Source organism: Dictyobacter formicarum (assembly GCF_016587435.1).
The window spans coordinates 1-21,038 of sequence record NZ_BNJJ01000009.1 but is presented as its reverse complement, the minus strand read 5'-3'; the positions used below and the strand labels follow the sequence as shown (position 1 = coordinate 21,038).

Annotated in this window: 13 protein-coding genes, 1 tRNA gene and 1 pseudogene; 2 read left to right on the top strand and 13 right to left on the bottom strand. The window is 52.3% G+C overall.

Going from position 1 to position 21,038, the window contains the following annotated elements; translation table 11 throughout:
* Positions 1 to 71: 71 nt before the first annotated feature.
* The 5 genes from purM to JMI88_RS16590 all read right to left on the bottom strand — a co-directional run bounded on the left by purM (position 72) and on the right by JMI88_RS16590 (position 8,266).
* Positions 72 to 1,916, bottom strand: a complete 1,845-nt coding sequence (gene purM / locus JMI88_RS16610; RefSeq protein ID WP_201363052.1) for a phosphoribosylformylglycinamidine cyclo-ligase — start codon at positions 1,914 to 1,916, stop codon at positions 72 to 74.
* Complete coding sequence (gene purL, locus JMI88_RS16605; RefSeq protein ID WP_201363051.1) at positions 1,916 to 4,999, bottom strand: phosphoribosylformylglycinamidine synthase subunit PurL; 3,084 nt, start codon at positions 4,997 to 4,999, stop codon at positions 1,916 to 1,918. Before purL ends, purM begins: the two co-directional genes overlap by 1 nt.
* Positions 5,000 to 5,114: 115 nt before the next feature.
* Positions 5,115 to 5,945 (bottom strand): NUDIX hydrolase, encoded by an 831-nt coding sequence (locus JMI88_RS16600; protein ID WP_201363050.1) that lies wholly within the window; start codon positions 5,943 to 5,945, stop codon positions 5,115 to 5,117.
* Between the two features lie 12 nt (positions 5,946 to 5,957).
* The gene (gene guaA, locus JMI88_RS16595; RefSeq protein WP_201363049.1) at positions 5,958 to 7,604 is read right to left on the bottom strand and encodes a glutamine-hydrolyzing GMP synthase; all 1,647 of its coding nucleotides are present in this window, start codon (positions 7,602 to 7,604) and stop codon (positions 5,958 to 5,960) included.
* 302 nt (positions 7,605 to 7,906) lie between these two features.
* Entirely contained in the window at positions 7,907 to 8,266 is a 360-nt protein-coding gene (locus JMI88_RS16590; protein WP_201363048.1) for a cupin domain-containing protein, read from the bottom strand.
* Between the two features lie 304 nt (positions 8,267 to 8,570).
* On the opposite strand from JMI88_RS16590, the gene JMI88_RS16585 reads away from it, so the two are divergent.
* Positions 8,571 to 9,284 (top strand): zinc ribbon domain-containing protein, encoded by a 714-nt coding sequence (locus JMI88_RS16585; protein WP_201363047.1) that lies wholly within the window; start codon positions 8,571 to 8,573, stop codon positions 9,282 to 9,284.
* Positions 9,285 to 9,923: 639 nt separating this feature from the next.
* A complete protein-coding gene (ftsH, locus tag JMI88_RS16580; protein ID WP_236022941.1) occupies positions 9,924 to 11,936 on the top strand; it encodes an ATP-dependent zinc metalloprotease FtsH in 2,013 nt (670 codons plus the stop codon).
* 113 nt (positions 11,937 to 12,049) lie between these two features.
* Here ftsH and JMI88_RS16575 read toward each other — a convergent pair whose 3' ends face one another.
* The 8 genes and pseudogenes from JMI88_RS16575 to JMI88_RS16540 form a co-directional block, all read right to left on the bottom strand.
* Positions 12,050 to 14,542, bottom strand: a complete 2,493-nt coding sequence (locus tag JMI88_RS16575; protein ID WP_201363045.1) for an ATP-binding response regulator — start codon at positions 14,540 to 14,542, stop codon at positions 12,050 to 12,052.
* Complete coding sequence (locus JMI88_RS16570) at positions 14,535 to 15,116, bottom strand: chemotaxis protein CheW (RefSeq protein ID WP_201363044.1); 582 nt, start codon at positions 15,114 to 15,116, stop codon at positions 14,535 to 14,537. The genes JMI88_RS16575 and JMI88_RS16570 overlap by 8 nt, the downstream gene beginning before the upstream one ends.
* Before the next feature lie 17 nt (positions 15,117 to 15,133).
* Positions 15,134 to 15,523, bottom strand: coding sequence for a response regulator (locus JMI88_RS16565; protein ID WP_201363043.1), 390 nt, complete (start codon positions 15,521 to 15,523; stop codon positions 15,134 to 15,136).
* Between the two features lie 545 nt (positions 15,524 to 16,068).
* Positions 16,069 to 17,193 (bottom strand): sensor histidine kinase, encoded by a 1,125-nt coding sequence (locus tag JMI88_RS16560; protein WP_201363042.1) that lies wholly within the window; start codon positions 17,191 to 17,193, stop codon positions 16,069 to 16,071.
* A gap of 122 nt (positions 17,194 to 17,315) precedes the next feature.
* A tRNA-Asn gene (locus JMI88_RS16555) sits at positions 17,316 to 17,387 on the bottom strand.
* A 77-nt stretch (positions 17,388 to 17,464) separates the two neighbouring features.
* Positions 17,465 to 19,405 carry a magnesium transporter gene (gene mgtE / locus JMI88_RS16550; RefSeq protein ID WP_201363041.1) on the bottom strand — a complete coding sequence of 647 codons (1,941 nt, stop codon included), beginning with the start codon at positions 19,403 to 19,405 and terminating at the stop codon, positions 17,465 to 17,467.
* Between the two features lie 659 nt (positions 19,406 to 20,064).
* Positions 20,065 to 20,760, bottom strand: a complete 696-nt coding sequence (locus JMI88_RS16545; RefSeq protein WP_236022940.1) for a dTMP kinase — start codon at positions 20,758 to 20,760, stop codon at positions 20,065 to 20,067.
* Between the two features lie 23 nt (positions 20,761 to 20,783).
* Positions 20,784 to 21,038, bottom strand: a pseudogene (locus JMI88_RS16540) (hypothetical protein); the annotation flags it as partial.

Sequence of the window (21,038 nt, the reverse complement as noted above, 5' to 3'; positions counted from 1 at the left end):
TACGGGGCACGGCCCCGTAACTCTGCCAGGAGTATATGTCACCTGGCATATACATACTCCACTGTAAACGCTTAAAATTTCAGACAGACTCCTTCGCCTTTGGTGATGGTGCCGATGGTTTTCAGCTCTGGTAGGCAACTGCGTGCTTCAAGCGCCGCTTTGGGCCCTAGAACAATGACCATGCCAATGCCCATGTTAAAGGTTCGATAGAGCTCTTCCGGCTCGATATTGCCCAGGCGTGCGATCAACTGAAAGAGCGCGGGAACGGTCCAGGCTTGCGTGTCGATGTTGGCTTGTATACCAACCGGAAGGATGCGAGAAATGTTTCCTTTGAAACCTCCACCGGTGATATGCGCTATACCTTTGATGTATCGACCACGATCTGCCAGGTACTCTCGCAGTAGACTGATCTCACGCAGATAACTGCGATGGGGTCGCAGGAGCGCGTCTGCCAGCGTTTCCCCCAGCTCAGGGAAAATAGTATCCAATGGATAGTTTGCGAAGACGCGGCGGGCCAGGGAGTAGCCGTTGGTGTGCAGTCCATTGGAAGGGAGGCCCAGGATCACGTCTCCTTCGCCGATGGTGGCCCCGTTCTGGGCTTCATCTTCTTCGACGACGCCGACGATCGTTCCAGCCAGGTCAAAGGCGCCCGCCACATAGACGTCGGGCATTTCGGCGGTTTCACCGCCCAGGAGCGCGCAGTCCGCTTCATGGCAGGCGTTGGCTACACCCCGCACAATGGTCGCAACCTGTTCGGGATCAAGTTTATTGACGGCCAGGTAGTCCATGAAGAAAAGGGGCTTCGCTCCCTGGGCCAGCAGGTCGTTGATAGAGTGATTAACGATATCAAAACCAATCGTGTCATAGCGGCCAGCCTGTGAGGCGAGCAGGGTTTTGGTCCCTACTCCATCCGTTGAAGCGACCAGCGCCGGCTGGTTCATTTTGCGCAAGGCTTTGGCACTGAAGACACCGGCGAAGGCGCCGACTCCGGCCAGCACATTAGGACCCTGCGCGGCGCGCACCGCCTCTTTCATCATGCGTACCGCTTTTTCACCGGCTTCGATGTCTACTCCACTGGCTGCATACGAGATGGATTGGGGCAGACTGCTAACCTGCGGGGTTGATGTGTCCCCCTGCTGTAACAGTGTCTGCGCATAGTCGTAGGCATTCTGGAAGATCAGCAGTCCATCCCCCAGATCATGGCTCTGTCCCCTGCGCTGTGGATGCTGCAGAGTATTGACATAGCGCTCGGGATGCGGCATCAAGCCAAAGACGTTACCCTGTATGTTACAGACTCCGGCCACGTTGCCGAGCGAGCCATTGGGATTGTCGGGATAGCTGACCTCCTGGTTAGTGCTGCTGCTGACATAAACCAGCGGTATCTGGCCGTTGTCTTGCAGGCTGGCAAGATCGCCGGCCAAGACAAATTGTCCTTCACCATGGGCAACAGGCATTTCGATGGCGCGCTCAATGCCTTTGGTGAAGACGCAGGGACTTTTCTGCGCTGCCATGGTGATCCAGCGGCACTCAAACTGGGCCAGTTCGTTTTCGGTTAGCGTGGCCCGTGGAGCGCCATTGGCCTGGTTGCCGGGTAGCAATCCCAGGCGCACCAGCACCTGGAAGCCGTTACAAATGCCCAGGACCGGCCGGCCCTCCGTGACGAATTGTTTTAGCTGCTCCCCCAGGTGCAGTTGCAGTTTCTTGGCCAGCAATGTTCCGGCTCCCAGGTCGTCTCCATACGAAAAACCACCCGGGATCGCCAGAAAATGATACTCTAGCAGTTGCTCTGGCGACTTGATGAGCTGGTTGATATGCAGGAGCTCGGTTTCAAAGCCGACTAGCCGACAGGCCTGGGCTGTTTCACGATCACAGTTGATGCCCGGGGCACGTAAAACCAATGCACGTAATGCGCCCATTATGCCCGCCCTCCTTTCCAGGATGTTTGCAGCTCGTCGATGCCGACATTGAGCAACTCTTCTTCTCCATTCTGAATGATGAAGCGTGAGGTGTTGCTGACATTACCAATACGGTAGAGCTCCTCTACTCCGTTGGCATGCATGTAGTTCTCAAAGGCTCCTAGCTGTTCAGGTGTCACTTCTACCAGGAAGCGCGTAGCGGATTCGCTGAAGAGTTTGGCGATGGCGACGGCGCTGCTTGATAGCCCATCCGCACTCTGTAAGCCGAAGCGATTGATGTGCAGGGTGGCTCCCCGCATTCCGGCCAGCGACATTTCTGCGGCTGCCACAGCCAGCCCACCTTCAGATAGATCATGGCAACTGCGCACCAGCCCCCGCCGAATCGCCTCCCCAAGTGTGGCCATGGTTTGTCGCGCATGCGCAATCCTGACCTGGGGAACTCTGGTCACAGGGAAGAGCTGGGAGAAAGAATCAGTGTCGATCAACTCTCCATAATGCGAGCCTGCTAGTTCGTTGCGTGTTCCACCCACCTGGTAGAGCAGGTTGCCTGGTGTCTTCAGGGCCATATCTACCGTCGGAGTAACGTCCTTTATAACGCTGACCGCTGAAATGACCAGCGTGGGAATGACCGGGAAGCGTTGTCCATCAGCCCTGTATTCATTGTTCAGGCTATCTTTGCCCGAAATAAATGGGGTGCCGAAGCCGACCGCCGCGTCGTGACAGCCTTTGACCGCCCGTACCAGTAGACCTAGTTGCTCGGGATCGGTGGGATTGCCCCAGCAGAAGTTGTCGAGGATCGCGGCGTGGGTGACGTCACCGCCCACGGCGGTCAGGTTGCGTAGTGCCTCGTCTACAGCATTGACGGCCATATGATAAGGATCAATCTTGCCATAGAGCGGATTAACCCCATTTGAGAGTACAACGCCAGCTTTTGAGCCTGGATCTTCCTCAATCAATGGCTGAAGCACTGCTGCATCTCCTGGACCATTGCCCGCACGTCCGACCAGCGGTTTGCGCACGGTGCCGCCCTGTACTTCGTGATCATAGCGCCGTACGACTTCTTCTTTTGAAGCGATCGAGGGATGGCGCAGCAGGGCCAGCAAGGTTGGAGCTAACGATCCAGCCACACCCTGAGGTACGGGGCTCTCGCTACCAATTCTGGTTTTGCCTGTCGGTTTGTTTTCGGGTAGTCTCCATACCGCATCCAGTGTCTTTCGCGGTAGACCATCATGGAGGAATTCCATGTCCATATCGGCTACGACCTGCCCATTGTAGGTCAAGGTCAGGCGCTGGTCACCAGTAAAGGTACCCAGGATACTAGCCTCAACCTCTTCAATTGCACATATCTCCAGCAGTTCGTCGAGGTGGGCCGGCGGGACGGCCAGCACCATGCGTTCCTGGGCCTCGGAGAGCCAGATTTCCCAGGGGGCTAGCCCCTGATATTTGAGGGGCGCTTTGCTGAGCTCTACGCGGGCCCCCGTTTTGGAACCCATTTCGCCGATGGCGGATGAGAAGCCACCCGCCCCACAGTCTGTGATGGCGTGATACAGGCGGCGGTCGCGTGCCTGAATAATGACGTCCGTAACCTTTTTCTCGGTGATGGGGGCGCCAATCTGTACGGCGGTCCCGGCCTGTGTATTGATCTCCAGGCTCATTTCGCCTGAAGAGAAGGTCGCGCCATGTACACCGTCTCGGCCGGTGCGCCCTCCCAGCGAGACGATCAGGTCGCCGGGCTCAACTTTGGTTGGATGGCTACCATGGGGCAGGATACCCAAACATCCACAGAAGACTAGAGGATTATATGTATATCCTGGGTGGTAGAGGATGGCTCCGTTTACGGTCGGGATACCCATTTTATTGCCGTAGTCGCGGATGCCGTTGACGACTCCGCTGGCGATGCGCCTGGGCGTTAATATGCCAGCTGGTAGCTCATCGGCTGGCGTGTCCAACGGCCCGAAGCACAGAATATCAGTACAGGCGATGGGGTGCGCCGAGACGCCTACGACGTCGCGAATAACGCCGCCAACTCCTGTATTGGCGCCACCAAAAGGCTCGATGGCCGAAGGATGATTATGTGTCTCGACTTTAAAGGCCACATCCTGGGAATCGGTCAGCCGAATGATGCCGGCATTATCGCTGAAGGCTGAGACCAGCCAGTCCTGTTTGACCTTGTCGGTCGCGCTGACAATATAGCGTTTGAGCAGGCCCTCGATGGTTTCACTTTCGACTGTCTTGCCCTGGGCGTCTACCTCGCGGTACTGGATGGATGCTTTAAATGTCTTATGGGAACAGTGCTCCGACCATGTCTGGGCCAGTGTTTCTAGCTCAACGTCGGTTGGCTCGCGTCCCTGTTGCTGATAATACTGTTGAATCGCGTGCATCTCTTCCAGATTGAGGGAGAGAAGGCCTGCCCGACTGACTTCTAATAGCTGCTCATCGGTCATACTAGATAGAAAAATAGTACGTACCGCTTGCTGCGCTTGATCCGTGCTAACCACATCGGTTGTCTGGCCGTCCGCTTGTGCAGCAGTGATCGGTGGCAGTTCGTGGGCCGTTTGCGGCGCTGCCTGCCCCTGGAAAGGATCAAGCGTATAGTGTTGAATAACGGCATTAAATAATAATGCCTGGGCAATGCTGTGAGCGTCGGCCTCGCTGAGGCGACCATCCAACACATAGCGGTGGCCGGTTTCGACATATTCAAGCCCGGTGATCCCCACCATTTGTGCGCCGGCAACCACGCTTTCCGCCAATGTATCAGTGACGCCGGGATGAAAAAACACATCGACAATGTGACCTGTCTCTGTGTTTTTGGTGTGCTGCCCCTCTACTGTATAGGTTGCCTCTTGTACGACTGGATCAACTAGCAGTTGTTGTATAAGCTGATCAATTTGCGCGCTACTAAGGTTTCCTTTAATACGATATAGCTGGGCTGTGCGAATAGTAGGTTGTGGGGTATCCGCGGATAATTCCGCGAGGGACGGAAGATGTTTTGTTGGTAGCTGTAATATTTCATGAACGAGCTGGTGCGCGTGAACGTCATGACGATCCGCGACTGCTCGTACTTCTATTTGATATAGTGTCACGTTCCTCTGATCCTGGCTGGCTGACTCGATGTCTGATTAATGACATCAGGTGACTGCTAGTAAATAGAATGACAGTGCTGGTCTCATCCAATGGGACAAGCTCATTGTAACATCTTTAATTACGAGATGGCAAATTACTAATGGATGAGGTAATGGATGCGAACCAGGCGTTTCCATACTGTATCTGGCCATATAGAAGCAGGTTGGGCTCACCTGTGGCCGAGATGTTGCCATGCTGCTGGCGTATAAATTGGGCCAGGCTTTCAGGGCTGTTGTACACGGTGTGGAGGGTCTTGATCTCGCTGTCCTCGGGCTTGCGTTGCCTTACTTCATCTAATGAAATGTGCAGGCGGGTGAGAAAACAGAGCTCGGCATGGGGTGTGGCCAGGTCATAGACCAGTCCCAGGCATAATTGATCGCTGATGTCGCTTGCCTGGATGCCTGTTTCCTCGCGGATCTCGCGCCGCATGGCGGCAAATGGATCGGGCTGCCGGGTTGCGTCAATATCGATGTCGCGCTCAAAAAAACCACCGATCACATGATAGCGGCCGACATAGAGATCCACGCCCTGGCGCTTATCCAGCAGGATATGGCCATCGGCAGTTTCGACGACCGAGCACACGGATAAGGGATTGCCCAGCTCGCTGCGTGCTCTTCCTGCCGCGAAGTCCTGGCTCCGTGTGGCAACATATTCTTTGTAACTGGTCTGGCCCAGCGTCAATTGTAAGGTTTGTGCTGTATCTTGCCGGGCGGCGATGAACCGATAGAGGGGAGCATCGAAGAGCAGACTTTGTTGTTGTTGGGCCTGGCGCAATTTTTCCTGCCAGAATTGCTCCATCCATTCCTGCAGCTCTGGTGTGAACTGCAGGAACTGATCAGGTTGATACGAGATGTGCAAATCCTCGGGCTGATATAGACCCCGGGCCAGAATCTCAAACTCGAACATACACGCCTCTGTTTATTCCCATTCGATCGTTGCCGGTGGCTTTGATGTGATGTCATAGACCACACGATTGATTTCCGCGACTTCGTTGACCAGGCGATTGGAGATGCGGCCAAGCAGTTCCGGGGAGAGCCTGGCCCAGTCGGCGGTCATGAAGTCGCCGCTGGTGACGGCCCGCACGGCCACCAGGTTGGCGTAGGTACGATAATCGCCCATCACGCCCACGCTTTGAATGGGGGTTAGCACGGCAAAGGCCTGTCCCAGATGGCGATAGACGCCCGCCTTCTGGATTTCTTCGATCACGATCTTATCGGCGGCGCGTAGCACATTGAGGCGCTGCTCATCAACGGCTCCGATGATACGAATAGCCAGGCCGGGTCCCGGGAATGGATGGCGCCAGACCCAATCTTCGGGCAGGCCGAGCGCGGCACCAATCTCGCGCACTTCATCTTTGAACAACATGCGCAACGGCTCGACCAGCTTCAGCTTCATCTCTTTTGGCAAGCCACCCACATTATGGTGCGACTTGATGCTTTTGGCAGTGCTGGCCGTATCGTGGCTGGTGCTCTCGATCACATCCGGGTACAGTGTTCCCTGGGCCAGGAAGGCGATGTTACCCTGTTCTTCCGCCAGGCGCACCGCCTCATCTTCAAAGACACGGATAAACTCCGAGCCGATGATTTTGCGCTTCTGCTCTGGGTCAACGACATTAGCCAGGCGATCCAGGAAGCGTTGGCGCGCATCGACCACCACCAGGGGAATATGCATGTGGTTGCTAAAGGTATCCACTACCTGCTCACGTTCGCCTGCGCGCAGCAGCCCGGTATCTACAAAGATACAGGTTAGCTGGTCGCCGATGGCTTTATGGATGAGCAGTGCGGCTACCGCCGAATCGACGCCGCCGGAGAGACCGCAGATGACGCGTTCGTTGCCCACTTGCTGACGAATCATCTCAACGGCCTCATCGATGACGTGTCCGGGGGTCCAGCTTGGCTCACAGCCGCAGACGCGGAAGAGGAAGTTACGGATAATGTCTTTTCCCTGTGGCGTATGGGTGACCTCGGGATGAAATTGCAGGCCGATATAGCCCTGTGGACTGCCGATGGCGGCCACTGGATTGCTCTCTGTGCAGGCCAGAACGCGGAATCCTTCAGGCAGCCTGTCTACGCTATCCCCATGGCTCATCCAAACCGGCAGGCGCAATGTCTGGTTCTCAGGTGCCTCTAGATTATCGGTCTGTTGTGGTGAGACTCTGATGCCCTCAAAAATACGGAAGCTAGCGGGATCAGTGGCGGCCTCGGCCAGCACCTCGACGGTAGCTGGTCCGTATTCGCGTAGCCCGTTAGAAGGCGCCACATGACCGCCCAGATTCTGGGCCAGTAACTGCATTCCATAGCAAATACCTAGAATCGGCAGCCCGCTTTTGAGAATGGCTGGATCGCATGAAGGGGCATCAGCATCATACACGCTGGATGGTCCACCAGAGAAGATAAAGCCTTTAATATCGAGGTGCTCATTCTTCTGTAGCTGTTCCAGGGTGGTATCTGCGGGAACAAGTTCACTATAGACATGGCATTCGCGAATACGACGTGTGATTAAGCGACTATATTGGGAGCCGTAATCGAGAACAATAATGGCCTCGCGGCGCTCTGGTGCGTGCATGGGTTCCTTTCCTTGTCCTCATTGCTTTAATTCGTTTGAGTGCGGTGTTGATTTTAGAGTATATCACAGATATTTCCTGGCGGTGTTTTTTTGAGCAGGACACCCCGTATCTCTTCAATTACTGCTGTATGAATAACTGCATAAGGTTGTGCTCTACCTGACTATTAAGAAACCTCGTTTGTGGCGTGCCTGCCCCTCTCCTGAAGAGTTGCCTTATCCTGACGGATGCGGAATATAGTTTTTCCGCTCGTGCTTCGCTTGAGGGGCGAGATAACACAGCGTTAAGATGTGACGGCCAGCGCCTATACCGCATAATTATTCTTCTCGGCCAGAGGTATAGTATAGCGGGCTGCCTCCATACATGTCACGCCCCTGGTGCTTACCTGGGCACTATGACGTACCCCGGCTGGCAGCACCATACAATCGCCTGGTTCTAAATCCACATACACCGCATTTCCAGTAGCATCTAATTGATCAGGCAGGATAAAACGGATTGAGCCTCGTATACAGTACAATACCTTCTCATAGCTATGGGTATGTGGAGAGTAAACGTCGCCAGGCCTATTGGACCAGGAATACGGCCGTAAGCCCTGCTGCTGCATCCTCGCACGTATCTCCTGTCCCTCTGGTGGGCTTTGACCGTGCCAACGAATAATCTGCATTCCAGACTCCTTGTCACACACTATTGCAAATCACACTACTCATATCATAATTAAATTGGCAAACCAACGCCCTTTCACTCTTCTAAAAAGGTAAAAGAAAGGCATCAGCTCTACAAAAAAGGTAGAAATTTGACTTTAGTATACCGACCTTCTATGAACATCATGTGAAAGGACCGCAAAAAACATGTTAACAAATTGCACTTGTGTGCACCTTAACTATTGCTGTGAATACGGGAAAACTGTACAATGATAAGAATATCCTTTTTGCACATTGTTGGCTTTGATAAGGAGGAGCCCTCTACCCATGAGCACATCACAGGTGACAGCGGTACTGTATCAGCTACAGATGATCGATCTGGAACTGGATCGCGTTACAGCTGAGAAACAATCGATCTCCACCTCCTTGCAAGGTAGTGCCACACTACGAAAATTACGCGCGGAGTGTGACACTGCACAGCAACAACTGCTCGCTGGTCAGCAAGCCCAGAAGGATGCTGAATGGTCGCTCGAAGATACCAGTCAGCGCCTTGGTAACCAGGAGCGTCGTCTCTATAGTGGCTCGATCCAGAATGGAAAAGAGCTACAAATGCTTCAACAAGAAGTCCAGAATTTGCGCGCCCAGCAGAATCGCCAGGAAGAACGCTTGCTGGAAGTCATGGATACAGCCGAGTCGCTAATGGAAACAGCGCAGCGCAAAGCGGTGGCGTTGCAGGAGGCAGAAGAGCATTGGAAGCAGGAAAATGCTATCCTCCAGACGCGCCGTGAACAGGCTGAGGCTCGTTTTCAGCAACTTCAGAGACAGCGTCAATCTCTCTCATCGAAGGTCGAGGAAGCCATGCTCAAGCGCTATGAAACTATGCGGCGCACTAAACAGGGGCGCGCCGTCTCCAAAGTTGATCAAAACTCCTGTCAGTGGTGCCGTGTCATTCTAACGCCTAGTGAAATGCAACAGGTGCGTATCAGCCCTGAACTGCAAACCTGTACAAACTGTGGTCGCATTCTCTACTATGAGCGCTAAACGTTGATCTGATAGCATTATCATATTGATTGCGTAGTTTTTGTTGTGGAATGCTTCCTCCTTGTTAAGAACACGAGCGCCGTGCGCATCGTGTTCTGAGGAGGTAACGCAACTTGTTCATCCCCCTATAGTCACTTCCCCTACTTCCTACTTTTTTGTTGCCTTCGCCTCCCCTTCTCGCCGGATTGGTGCGCCATTCGGGAAAGTTTTATGTTGGCTGATGATCGGGAACATAGTACACATGGGGTTGCGTAATTGTATAATATCTACCAGGATAGGTAGTGTGGAGAAATGGTAGTAAAAATTTGCTGCTAACATCGTATACGAAAAGCGATTGGGTTGCGTCAAATTCCAATGGCAGTGGTTCTTTTTGATTGATAGATAAACTGGAATATGTTATCCAGACCCAACAGTGTAACCCACCACTACTTTGAAACGTATCTATTGCGTATCTCTCAAATTTTCGTTTTCCTATTGCTTGCATGTGACGGATGCACTATGTAGCCTCGTTTAAAGGCGCTAGTAACCGGTAAACCAGGGCCAATAGTAGTAGACGAAAGATCGTTATGCGTGTAATATGGAGAAAATTATAACGTGTTCAATACCCGGACTCTATTAAGAGCATCCTCTCAGGATGCTTTGACAGATGCAGAAAGCAGGTCTGAACGGATGGATGCTCAGGCTACATATATGTACCAGAATCCCAATGATCAGGGCCCTCGATCTCCCAGGCGGCCCGATAATGGTGGAAACGGTAATAATAACAATAATCCAGGTGGTCCGCGTGAAGGTGGAAATGGCTCTTCGATTCTTTTCCGCGTCATTGTGATTGCTGTCGTATTGATCGTGGGTTTTTACCTTTTCCGGATGTTTACATCCGATAACAGTACAATATCGGCCGATACGATTGAGGTGCCTTACAGCACTTTCTATCAGCAGATTAAGAGCGGCAATGTGGAATCGGTTACCTTCCAGGGCCAGGATGCGACCGGTCAATTCAAAAATGCTATTACGGTCAATCAAAAAACAAGCAATAAGTTCCATTTTATGACTTTGCCCGATGGCGATCCGACATTGATCAAGTTGTTGCAGCAGTACCATGTTACGTATCAGGCGAAGCCTGTTCCCGACAATAATCTGTTGTACATTCTGATCAATCTCTTGCCATGGTTGCTTGTAATTGGCATTTTCTTTGTGATCATGCGACGTGCGACTCAGAGCCAGCAAAACATCTTTAGCTTTGGTAAGAGTCGAGCAAAGCTGATCCTGGAAGATCGTCCTTCCACCACTTTTGGGGATGTGGCGGGTGTCGATGAGGCGAAGAATGACCTGGTTGAAGTGGTTGAATACCTGAAGACGCCCCAGAAGTTTCAGCGCCTGGGTGGTTTGATTCCACGCGGCGTGTTGCTGGTGGGCCCTCCAGGAACTGGTAAAACGTTGCTGGCACGTGCTGTGGCCGGCGAGGCAGGGGTGCCCTTTTTCTCGATGAGTGGCTCCGAATTCGTCGAAGTGCTGGTTGGTGTTGGCGCCAGTCGTGTGCGCGACCTGTTCGAGCAGGCCAAAAAAGCCTCGCCCAGTATCATCTTTATTGACGAAATTGACGCGGTCGGTCGCCAGCGCGGCTCCAGCATCAATAGCAATGACGAGCGTGAGCAGACCCTGAATCAGTTGCTGGTTGAGATGGATGGTTTCGATGCGCGCCAGGCCGTAGTTGTGCTGGCTGCCACCAACCGTCCCGATGGCCTGGATAAAGCGCTATTGCGCCCGGGACGTTTTGATCGCCGTGTGACGGTGGATCGTCCCGACTGGAATGGCCGTCTGTCGATCTTGAAGATCCATACGCGTACGGTTCCCCTGGCCAAGGATGTTGATCTGTTGGCGATAGCTCGCTCCACGACTGGTATGGTTGGTGCCGACCTGGCCAATCTAGTAAATGAAGCCGCTCTGCTGGCGGCCCGTCGTAATCTGGATTATGTGACCCAGAACTGTTTCCTGGAATCGCTGGATAAGATTCAGATCGGTGCTGAGCGTCCATTAATCTTGAGCGATGAAGATTTGAATGTGATTGCCTATCATGAAGGCGGCCACGCCCTTACTGGTCTGCTGACCGAGTATGTTGATCCCGTTACGAAAGTAACGATTGTGCCGCGTGGACAGGCGCTGGGCGTGACTCAGTATACGCCGTTGGATGATCGCTATAACTACGCCCAGGATTACCTGGAGGCTCAGTTAGTAACGGCCCTGGGTGGTCGCGCGGCGGAGCAGGTGGCGATCGGACATATTACGACGGGTGCCGAAAATGATCTGCAGCGCGTCACGGCGATTGCGCGTCAGATGGTTACCAAGTGGGGTATGAGTGAGCGCCTGGGCACAATTTCATACAGTGAACGCGAAGATCCTTTTGCAGGTACCGCCCTGGCCAGCAATTCTCGCGAATATAGCGAGAAGACGGCGACTTTAATCGATGATGAGGTCAATCGTATTGTCAAGCGAGCTTACGAGCGCGCTGTCAGGCTTTTGACGGAGCATCATGTCACGCTGGATCGGATCGCGCAGGCATTGCGTACCAATGAGATCATTGATGCCAAGCAATTGCGTGAAATTATGATTGAAACTGGCTCTATCGAGGCCACCCCGGCTTCTTATCGCTAGTTGACCTGCAAAATTAAACTATAAAAAACCTGGCCTTCTCTCGCAAAGGCCAGGTTTTTTATTGCCTGTCCAGCCACCATCGACATATTGCTGGAAACCACTGGTGCCAGTGGTTATGACCTGGTCCTGGGATGCTTGCTCTTGTTTTCATTCAGGAAACCTCGAATCGTATTGAGCAAGGTCGTTTGTGGACATGGTTTGACTAAATAAGCCTGCGCCCCTAATTCACGAGCGCGCTGGATGTGTTTATCAGATGTGCGGGATGTCAACATAATGGTTTTGACATGTGCCAATTCAGGATATTCACGGATAATATTCAAGACATCGTAACCATTGAGATTCGGCATCTCAATATCAAGCAGAAAGACATCAGGCGTATTTTCTAGCAGTTGCTCAATCGCTTCTATGCCATCTCTGGCCTCAGCCACTTCATAGTTGCCTTGTTTCAGGGTCTGGAGTACCGCCTGCCTGAGATAGGCCGAATCATCTGCTACCAGAATTCTGGGCTTTCTATCGCTTTTCTTCTGCTGATCATCGCTACCATTGGCCGTCTCCGCTTCCTGACCATTGCGCGGCATTGATCGTTGTAGATAGTTCCGAATCAGTTCCGGTAGATCGAGCATCAGCAATGTATTCCCCTGACCGGTGATGGCTGACTCGGTGATACCAGGACGCCGTAAATAGGAGGGGAGCGGCTTGACCGTCAAATCTTGTTCGCTTAGAATCTCGTCTACCAGAATACCCACTGTTTTGTTGCTTGAGGACTGAATAACCAGGATTGGTTGTGTTTCGGTTCCTGACGTGTTGGATGTTGAATCTTCAGTTAAACCCAGCAAATCTTTGAGCTGATAGCAATGGTCCAGTTGCTCTTGTTCGTGGATGCTGATGCGCTGTACTTGAGTAATAGGGGCAACCAATTGCTGCTCTCCACTGCGTACGAGCAGACATTGGACGGTGCCGTGGGAGCGAGGTATTGAAAGATGAAAGCTGACTCCACCGGCGGTGTTGCGCTGGAGGTTGATGGTGCCATTGAGCCTGTGTAATGGTGTTTGTAGTATTTCTAGCGTTCCACCTATGACAGGCATGGAGAAGCCGATCTCAATCGTGATGTTATTACCTCTGGCGTGGACGTGCAGCCAGACATGATATGTCTCGGCCTGCTCTTCTTGAAGCACAGAGGTGTCGGAGATACATGTCTGGAGCATGTGTAGCAACGATGGAGATAGTGTTTCCAGAATCTCCTGGTCGATCTCTAATGTGTCGCCGATGACTTCAAAATCTACTTTGTATTGTTGTGCCAGGGCACTCGCGGAGATAACTTTTTGTAGCCGTGGGACCAGTGTGGAAAGTGGGGTCAGGCGCATCATCTGGGTGTCTTCACGCACAACGGCGGCTCGTGTCATATATTCTTGCTGAACGATCTGCAGCGCTGTATTGGCCGTATTGACACGTGCACTGCAGATGGCCAGTTGATTGATAGCTTCGCGCAACGCCTGCAACAGCAGATCCTGTTCAGTGTAGTGCTCCAGATCTAGCTCATCCCAGTTTGCTTCTGTATGGGGCGTCTGGATTGGCAGGCGGTTGCGATGCCGGCGACTGCGTGGCTTCTCCTGGTAGGCATCGCTAAGGATGCGCGCAATCAGTGAGGACGAAGTCGCCTCTCCCTGTATTTGCGTGGCAGGTTTTTGTTGAAGCACATTGGTTAAGGATTGCTCCACTTGCTGTAGCCGGTTTTGTGCCGCTTGCTGGGCCTGGAGGGCTGCTTTAACATCGCGCTGAGCACTTTCCAACGCGGCATGCATTTCTATGAGCTGCCCGGTATGGCGCAACAGTTTTTCAAAGCGCCGATTCTCGATGTGTACGAAAAGCGGATAACTATCGGCCGAGTGGCTGTCGGATCCGAATAGACTATCTGCGTGTCCGGTCGCCTGGTCTGCGGTAGATTGAAAGGTACCTGCTAGCTCCAGGGGGATCGTCGCTTTGCTGCTGATTTCTTCCTGGTGAGTTTTTTGTAGCGCTGCCGTTCCGGGTGATGCTGTAGTAATGGTGATGCCCAGGCGCTGGTAGATTGCCTCGAGCGCGGTGAGTAGCTCGGGCGTATCTGGTTCTTGCCCTGCTTCTGTCAGGTAGTTCTGACAAACGTCCAGGACAGAGATTGCCTGCGTGATCGCCTCCAGGCCAGTTGCGGGTTTGATATTATGGTTCAGTACCTGTTCCGCTATGGTCTCGACGTGCTCGGCAGCCGTGGACATGATCAGGTAACCAACTGCCCCGGCGGTACCGCGTAGCTTGTGGCCTGACCGCTGAAAGACTGTAAACCGTGCCGCTGAAAGCTGGTTTTCCCACGCGAGCTGCCCGGCTGCCTGGCGCATTTTAGCAATGTCTTCTGTCGCTTCTTCGAGAAAGATAATGAGCATCTCCGCATCCACATCCATATCACCCTCAGCTTCGGCCTTTGTATATTGCTCACCGCTGGCAGTGCCAGAGCTTTTTTCACTGCTTTCTTCGCTACTAGTGGGCCAGCTTTCTATGGCATCGAAAGCTTCCAGGATGGCCAGATCTTCAGTTGTCAGTTCATTCTCATCAAATGAAGGATTTTCAATCATGCGATATACGAAGTTGTTGAACTATATCACTAATGATAACTGGTATCTGCAATATGGGTATACCGGCATGGGTGCTCTGCACGCTATGCTCGGGCAAGTGCCAGTCATCTGTTTTGATAGCATTGCCAGGTTTATCTTGTCTGTTAGTGAAGGATGTGGGTGTGTCGCTGATGGTTACGGCCAGGCCCAGGGTGATATCAGCTAGCTGAGCGATCAAGAGCACAGAGTGGCTTGAGAGATAGGTGGATGGCTGTGTTAGATATGCAGCCAGGTCGATGACAGCGATAGATTCACCGCGCCAGGCCGTAATTCCCAGCATCCAGTGGGGAGAGGCGGGCAATTGAGCAAGATAACGAGCCGCGGGTAGTATTTCCCGTAAGGCAGTCAGTGGAATCAGTGCCCGGCCTATCTCGAAGACGCACTCTAAATATTCTTCAGCCTGCATCGTAGGTACCAGAGGTGCCTGCGCTAGCTGCTGCGCATACTTCCAGAAGTCTTGATCACTAAGCTGTTCAAGATACTGGACATGGCTGCCTCTTAAAGTAACGGATGGCAGAACTGGACGTTGGCTCATAGCGGCTGTTTCTTTTCCTAATTCGGGGCGGGTGCGCCCAGATGGGATTCGATGACGGCAATGAGATCCTGGGTTTTGAATGGTTTGGTTAAGTAGTCTTTTGCACCAGCGAGACGGCCCTTGAGTTTATCGATCATACCATCACGGCGCGACAGCATAACGATGATGGTACTACTAAATTGGGGTTTTGTTTTGAGGCGCCGGGCAACTTCATAGCCATCCATTTTAGGTAGCCCTATATCTAAAATAACCAGGTCAGGAATGCGTGCTTCCGGCTCAGTTAGCCAGCGCATAGCTTCAACGCCATCGGGAAAACTCTTGACATCAAACCCTTCACGCCTGAGGCAGGTTTCCACTATTTTTCGGACTGTCGCGGAGTCATCGATAACCATAACGAGTTTGCTCATATACTGTCCTCTCTCTCTCGTCCCACTACCATCCCATTGTACCTGACATTATGTCAATACACAAGAGCAAGTGCTATTACGACCTACTGCGCTTCACGATGCTCATATTACGCTGACTCTAGCCGTATCAGGTCTTCTTACTAAGAAAACGTATTCTAATCAGTTTTTTGCAGTTAATGAGGTTACTGCTAGGCAATGTACCATATAGTTGAAGTATTTAGCAACGAAAATCTCGTAAAGATTGTCTTAAATTTTTTCGGATCCTATGTTCCTATATCTGCATTTAAGAAATTAGGTCTCAACTAAAACCTATAAAACCTGTATAGCCCTTTTGATTATTTGCGCCGCGCAATCAAGCGCCTTCGCCGCTTGAATAGGTTCGGCCCTTGCGGCCGATTTTACTGCCTTTGCGCTCAAAAAATAAACAATAATCACGATATGCATCGAATCAAAGCGCTCGCAAGGGGCGTATCTACAACATTATCGTGGAGCGAGGATGGAAGCGCCCGCAAGGGGTGCACCTACGACGCCCGCAAAGGACGCACCTACGGATTGTGGTCTATATCCTGCCCATCGCCAGGTATGGCGACTGGTAGCGTAAACGTGAAGGTGCTGCCTTCCCCGACGGTGCTCTGCGCTGCGATGCGACCACTATGCGTCTCAACGACGTGGCGCGCAATGGCCAGCCCCAGGCCTGTGCCACCACCACCTGGGCCAATATATCCAGCCTTGGCCCTGGCGCGATCGGTTTTGTAGAAGCGCTCAAAGATGCGGGATAGCTCTTCGGCCCGGATTCCAACGCCGGTGTCTTTGACAAAAAAACGTTGGGCATGCTGGTCATTCTGTAGTGCGGTGCCAATCACGATTTGTCCGCCCGAAGGGGTAAACTTGATAGCGTTGTGTACCAGGTTAACCAGTACGCGTGTAATTTGTTTGCTGTCGGCGGCGACCAGCGTCTCGCCTTGATGGATATCTGTCATCAGCTGCACGCGGTGGCGTTGTGCCAGTGGGAGCATGCGGGCCATAACTTCGCGTACCAGCTGTTCAGCTCCGATTGGCTCTATGGTCATCGAGGTCTGTCCCGACTCTATGCGAGAGAGTTCCAGGAGTTCAGAGACGAGTTCGCTCAGGTAGTGTACCTCGTTTTCTATCTTCTCAACAAACTCCTGGGCTTTTTCGGGATCGGTGTCGATCGTATCTTCCAGTGTTTCGGCCAGCAGGCGTACCGAGGTTAACGGGGTGCGCAATTCATGCGAAATATTGGCGATGAAGTCGCGCTGAATACGTTCGATGTGCCGCGCCTCGGTCATGTCCTCGATAACTATCGCAAAGTAGCGATACTCGCTGCCCGTGAAGTGTTCCTGGTGGGCCACGGGAGAGACGGTGACTTTCCAGGCGATGTCTGAATTGCCCTGCTCAAACTGTCCCTTTTGCTGTGTATTGCTGGCAATACTATTCTGAACCAGCTGGATGATTGCCTGATTGCGAATTACCTGAGTCAGGTAGAGACCCGGCTGCCATTGCGTGGGAGTGTAGAGGTCAAGTCCTCTCTGATTGCAATAGAGGATCTCGCCATTGCGATCAATCACAAAGGTTGGCAGCGGAGTGGCTTCCAGCAAGCTCCTGGAGAGCACTTTAAAATCGATATCGGTTCGGTCTGTATTCAACATTGTTTATCCTTATGCCTTGCCTGGCGACATATTGTGCTTGACGACTCCACTGGAACAGTGCGAGGAAGGAAGCTTTCTGTTAACACGAAAAAAGGCCACCGCTTGGTGGCCTCCAGTAGTAGCTCCTCGAATAGGATTCGAACCTATAACCCATCGGTTAACAGCCGATTGCTCTACCATTGAGCTATCGAGGAAGGTCGTTCGCTTGGAACACTGTTAATATATATCATTTGTAGTGGTTCGTCAATACTTTTCGCCATCAAATTTGACATTATCCGATAAATTCATTTATGAGTGCCAGGCTCGTAGCGAGGAAAACGCTTAAACTAGCGATGGCAATGACTGGATTGAGCAATGGGGCTGCAATCAGGCTGCCACGCAGACGCACGCGTTGTAAGACGTTCGGCAGTGCCAGGCCACAGAGTACGGCGATCAGTAAGGTGAAACCAAAGCTCAGGCTGACGGCGATACTCAGTAAGAGTGAGCGATAGAGTAGCCAGGAGAGGATATAGACCAGGATGGTGGTCAGGACTCCTCCTGTGGTGCCGTGGAGTACTTCACGCCAGAGTGTGCGGAAGAAGTCGCGCCCACGTTTGGTGCGCATCTCCCAGCCGGCAATGCCCAGGGCCTGTGATCCGGCTGCTCCAGCGGTCAGTAATAGCATCGGAATCAAGCAGAGTACACCGCTAAGGGCCAGGTGCAGGTTCAGACCTGGCATGGTCCCGTTCAGCAGGCTCAGCGCGCTGGCACTCCCCAGCACCGGTTTGAAGGCGCTGGAGATTATCATGGCGATGAAAAAACCGACGATCACATTTAAAATTAACCACGAGGAACGACTGATAGTGCTGCGACGGCGTGAATCCTCATCGGATTCGTGCTCTTCTACATCGGTACCGGTAATCTCAGATACATCTTCGGCCTGCTCTTCGTGGATGACATCGATGACATCGTCTACGGTTACCATGCCTTTTAGATGGTTATCGGCATCTACCACGGGCACACCGAGCAGGTCATATTTGGCAATGATACGTGCCACTTCTTCCTGATCGGTATCAATCTGTACCTTAATGATATCCTGATCCATCAGGTCGCCCATACGAGTATGGGGTTCGGCAGTGACGATCTGGCGCAACGAGACCACACCAATCAGATGCTGCTCTTCATCAACAATATAGAGATAATAGACCATATCCAGGTGCGATGAGTGCTGGCGTAAGTAGATCAATACCTCTTCGACGGTCGCTTCCAGTGGCTGGGCCAGTACTTCCGTGGTCATGATGCCGCCGGCGGTCTCGGCACCATAGCGCAGCAGATCGCGAATTGGCTGGGATTCATCGGCGGGCATCAGGTTGAGTAGACGCTCAGCTTCTATCGCTGGCATATCGGCCAGAATGTCGGCGGCGTCGTCCGGGGCCAGGCGCTCCAATAGATCGGAGGCGCGATCAGGCCCCAGTTCAGTTAAGAGTTCAGATTGTAATGGATACTCAACTTCATTAAGTGTGTCGGCGGCGGTCTCATCATCCAGGCGTTCCAACACGGCCCCGGCTTCTTCCAGGTTCAGTTGCTCGAGAATATCAGCGATATCGGCTGGATGGAGCTCGGATAATTTATTGTGGCTGACATTCAACTGGACCTGAGGAATAACACCTACAGCTCCTACACTGGCGGTGCCAGCTCCTACGGCTGCCAGCTGGCTGGTGTTCGAGCTGACCACTTGAATTGGCTCGACATAATTCCAGGTTACGGTGCGCTCGGCCAGCTGGAGTGGCGTTATGCGGCCAAGCATATCGAGCGCTGGCTGCCAGCCCAGGCGGCGCAGCAGTCCGCTTAATCCAATGTCTACCCCGACCAGGCGGGCCGTTTTTTTGATTTGTGCTAGCTTTAAATCATTGACTTTGACCACGCGGAAACCCTGGGTATCTACAATCTGTTTGTCCAGGATATCGCGCTTCAATAGAATCTCTACAGAATTGGGTTCATAAGTATTAATTTGTGTCTGGGGTACCGCAAGCTGGACGGGGGTCGTTTCAATGCTCTGTACCTGCGACCAGGGAATAATCAGGCGCTCACTGCCGCTGGCCGGATGGACCACCAGCGCGGTTACCACCGGAAATGTCTCGTTTAATGTTACACAGATATCCCGCAAGGAGCCAATGCGGCGATGATCAGCATCAAAAATGCTTTTATGAAGTAATGCACTTAAAAAAATCATGGGTATCACCACCTTTTTTGCAAGTAAACAGGGTTACGTTATGTAATCGTTACGCTCAGGCGCGCACTGATTACACAGGCATAGTCCATCTAGCCATATCCGACTGGGGATATGGCACACAGCGGTCTGCGAAATGCATGGTGATACAATCAACTGAGCTTGCGTGATGCATTTCGAAGAATGCGCTGTATTTTCTGGGGATGCTGCAAAGCAGCGTAAGGACTTACTGGCAAAAATGGAGTATTCTTACTCGACATCAGTCACATCTATGGGGGCGATGCCTGTCTCATCGAGTAAGGGGGTGGTGCTTGTTTTACCCCAAAGGATCAAAGATGAAGGAATCCAGTTACTTTACTCGATGAGGAGAAGAACAGTCCTGAAAGCAGGTATGCACTGGTAGTCTTATGATAGGCACACCTACTATGACTAGGGCCAGCGTCCATGTCCCTCACCTCCTTTGCCCGGACAATTGCTACCTCCGCAACAGGGGATAGTTATTCACAGACTATCCGCTTAATTGTTATATGCGAAACCTGGCAATTGTGGGTTATAACAAAATTTTTCCTGTGTCAGTATAACATCTTAGTGCAACTTTAAGCAAGGGTTGACGTGATATTTGATTAAAATTCTCTAAAATTCTTGGGTATGAGGTAATTATTTTATCCATTGGGAAGTAGTGGCAGTATTTTTTGTTTGAGCTGGGTGGCAATCTGTTCGGTGGCGCGTGTGGCGTCTATGACCTCAAAGTGATATTCGAGGGCCATCTTATCGTATTCGGTGAGCATCAATTTTTGATAGCGCACAAAACTTTCGAAGAGGTCATCACCCAGGCGCATGTCCATGCCGGACTCCCAGTAGTCAAAGCCACGTCCCTGGAGAACGCGGGGGACGAGGTCTTCGAGTTCAACGCGCAGATAGAAGATTGCGTCGGGCTTGAGGGCGAGTCCATAGATGGAGCGCAGCCAGTGTGTATCGGCTCCACGCACCAGGGCACGCGCCATGAGGGAGTAGATGTAGCGGTCGGTAAGGACGATAAAGCCAGCACGTAAAGCGGGCAGGATCTGGTTTTCAAAGCGATCGATAAAGTCGGTGGCGTAAAATAGATTCAATGTGATTGGACCAAGGGTGTTGCCTTCTTTGGCATCTTTGAGTCCACTACCCGCCAGCTCGGAGCGCGTCATTTCGCTGTCGACGACGGCATAGCCGCTGCTCTCCAGCCACGGTCGCAGGAGTTGAATCTGGGTGCTGCGGCCCACACCATCCGTCCCCTCAATGACAATCAGTCGTCCCGGCAAAACCTCTTCTTTGGCGCGCAGGCCGATAGCATCTATACCGTAGAAATCTAATGCTGTCATGGTCTGTTTATCCTCTAGTGTAATCATAACGTTTCTCTGCTATTGTTACTATGAAACACTTCGGCTCGGCGGGCAATATGTTCCAGTTCCTTCTCCCGCAATGGGGGACGCAGGCGGCGTACACCTTCGAGGTGTGGAGTGACCAGTTTACGCATCTGGCGTTGTTGTTCTGGAATGGGTAAGGTCGCGTCCATGACGGTGAGGTCGAACTCATCAATCATGGCTTCGTATTCGTTGATGATGCGCTGTTGAAAGAGGGTAAAGCTTTGGCGGATATC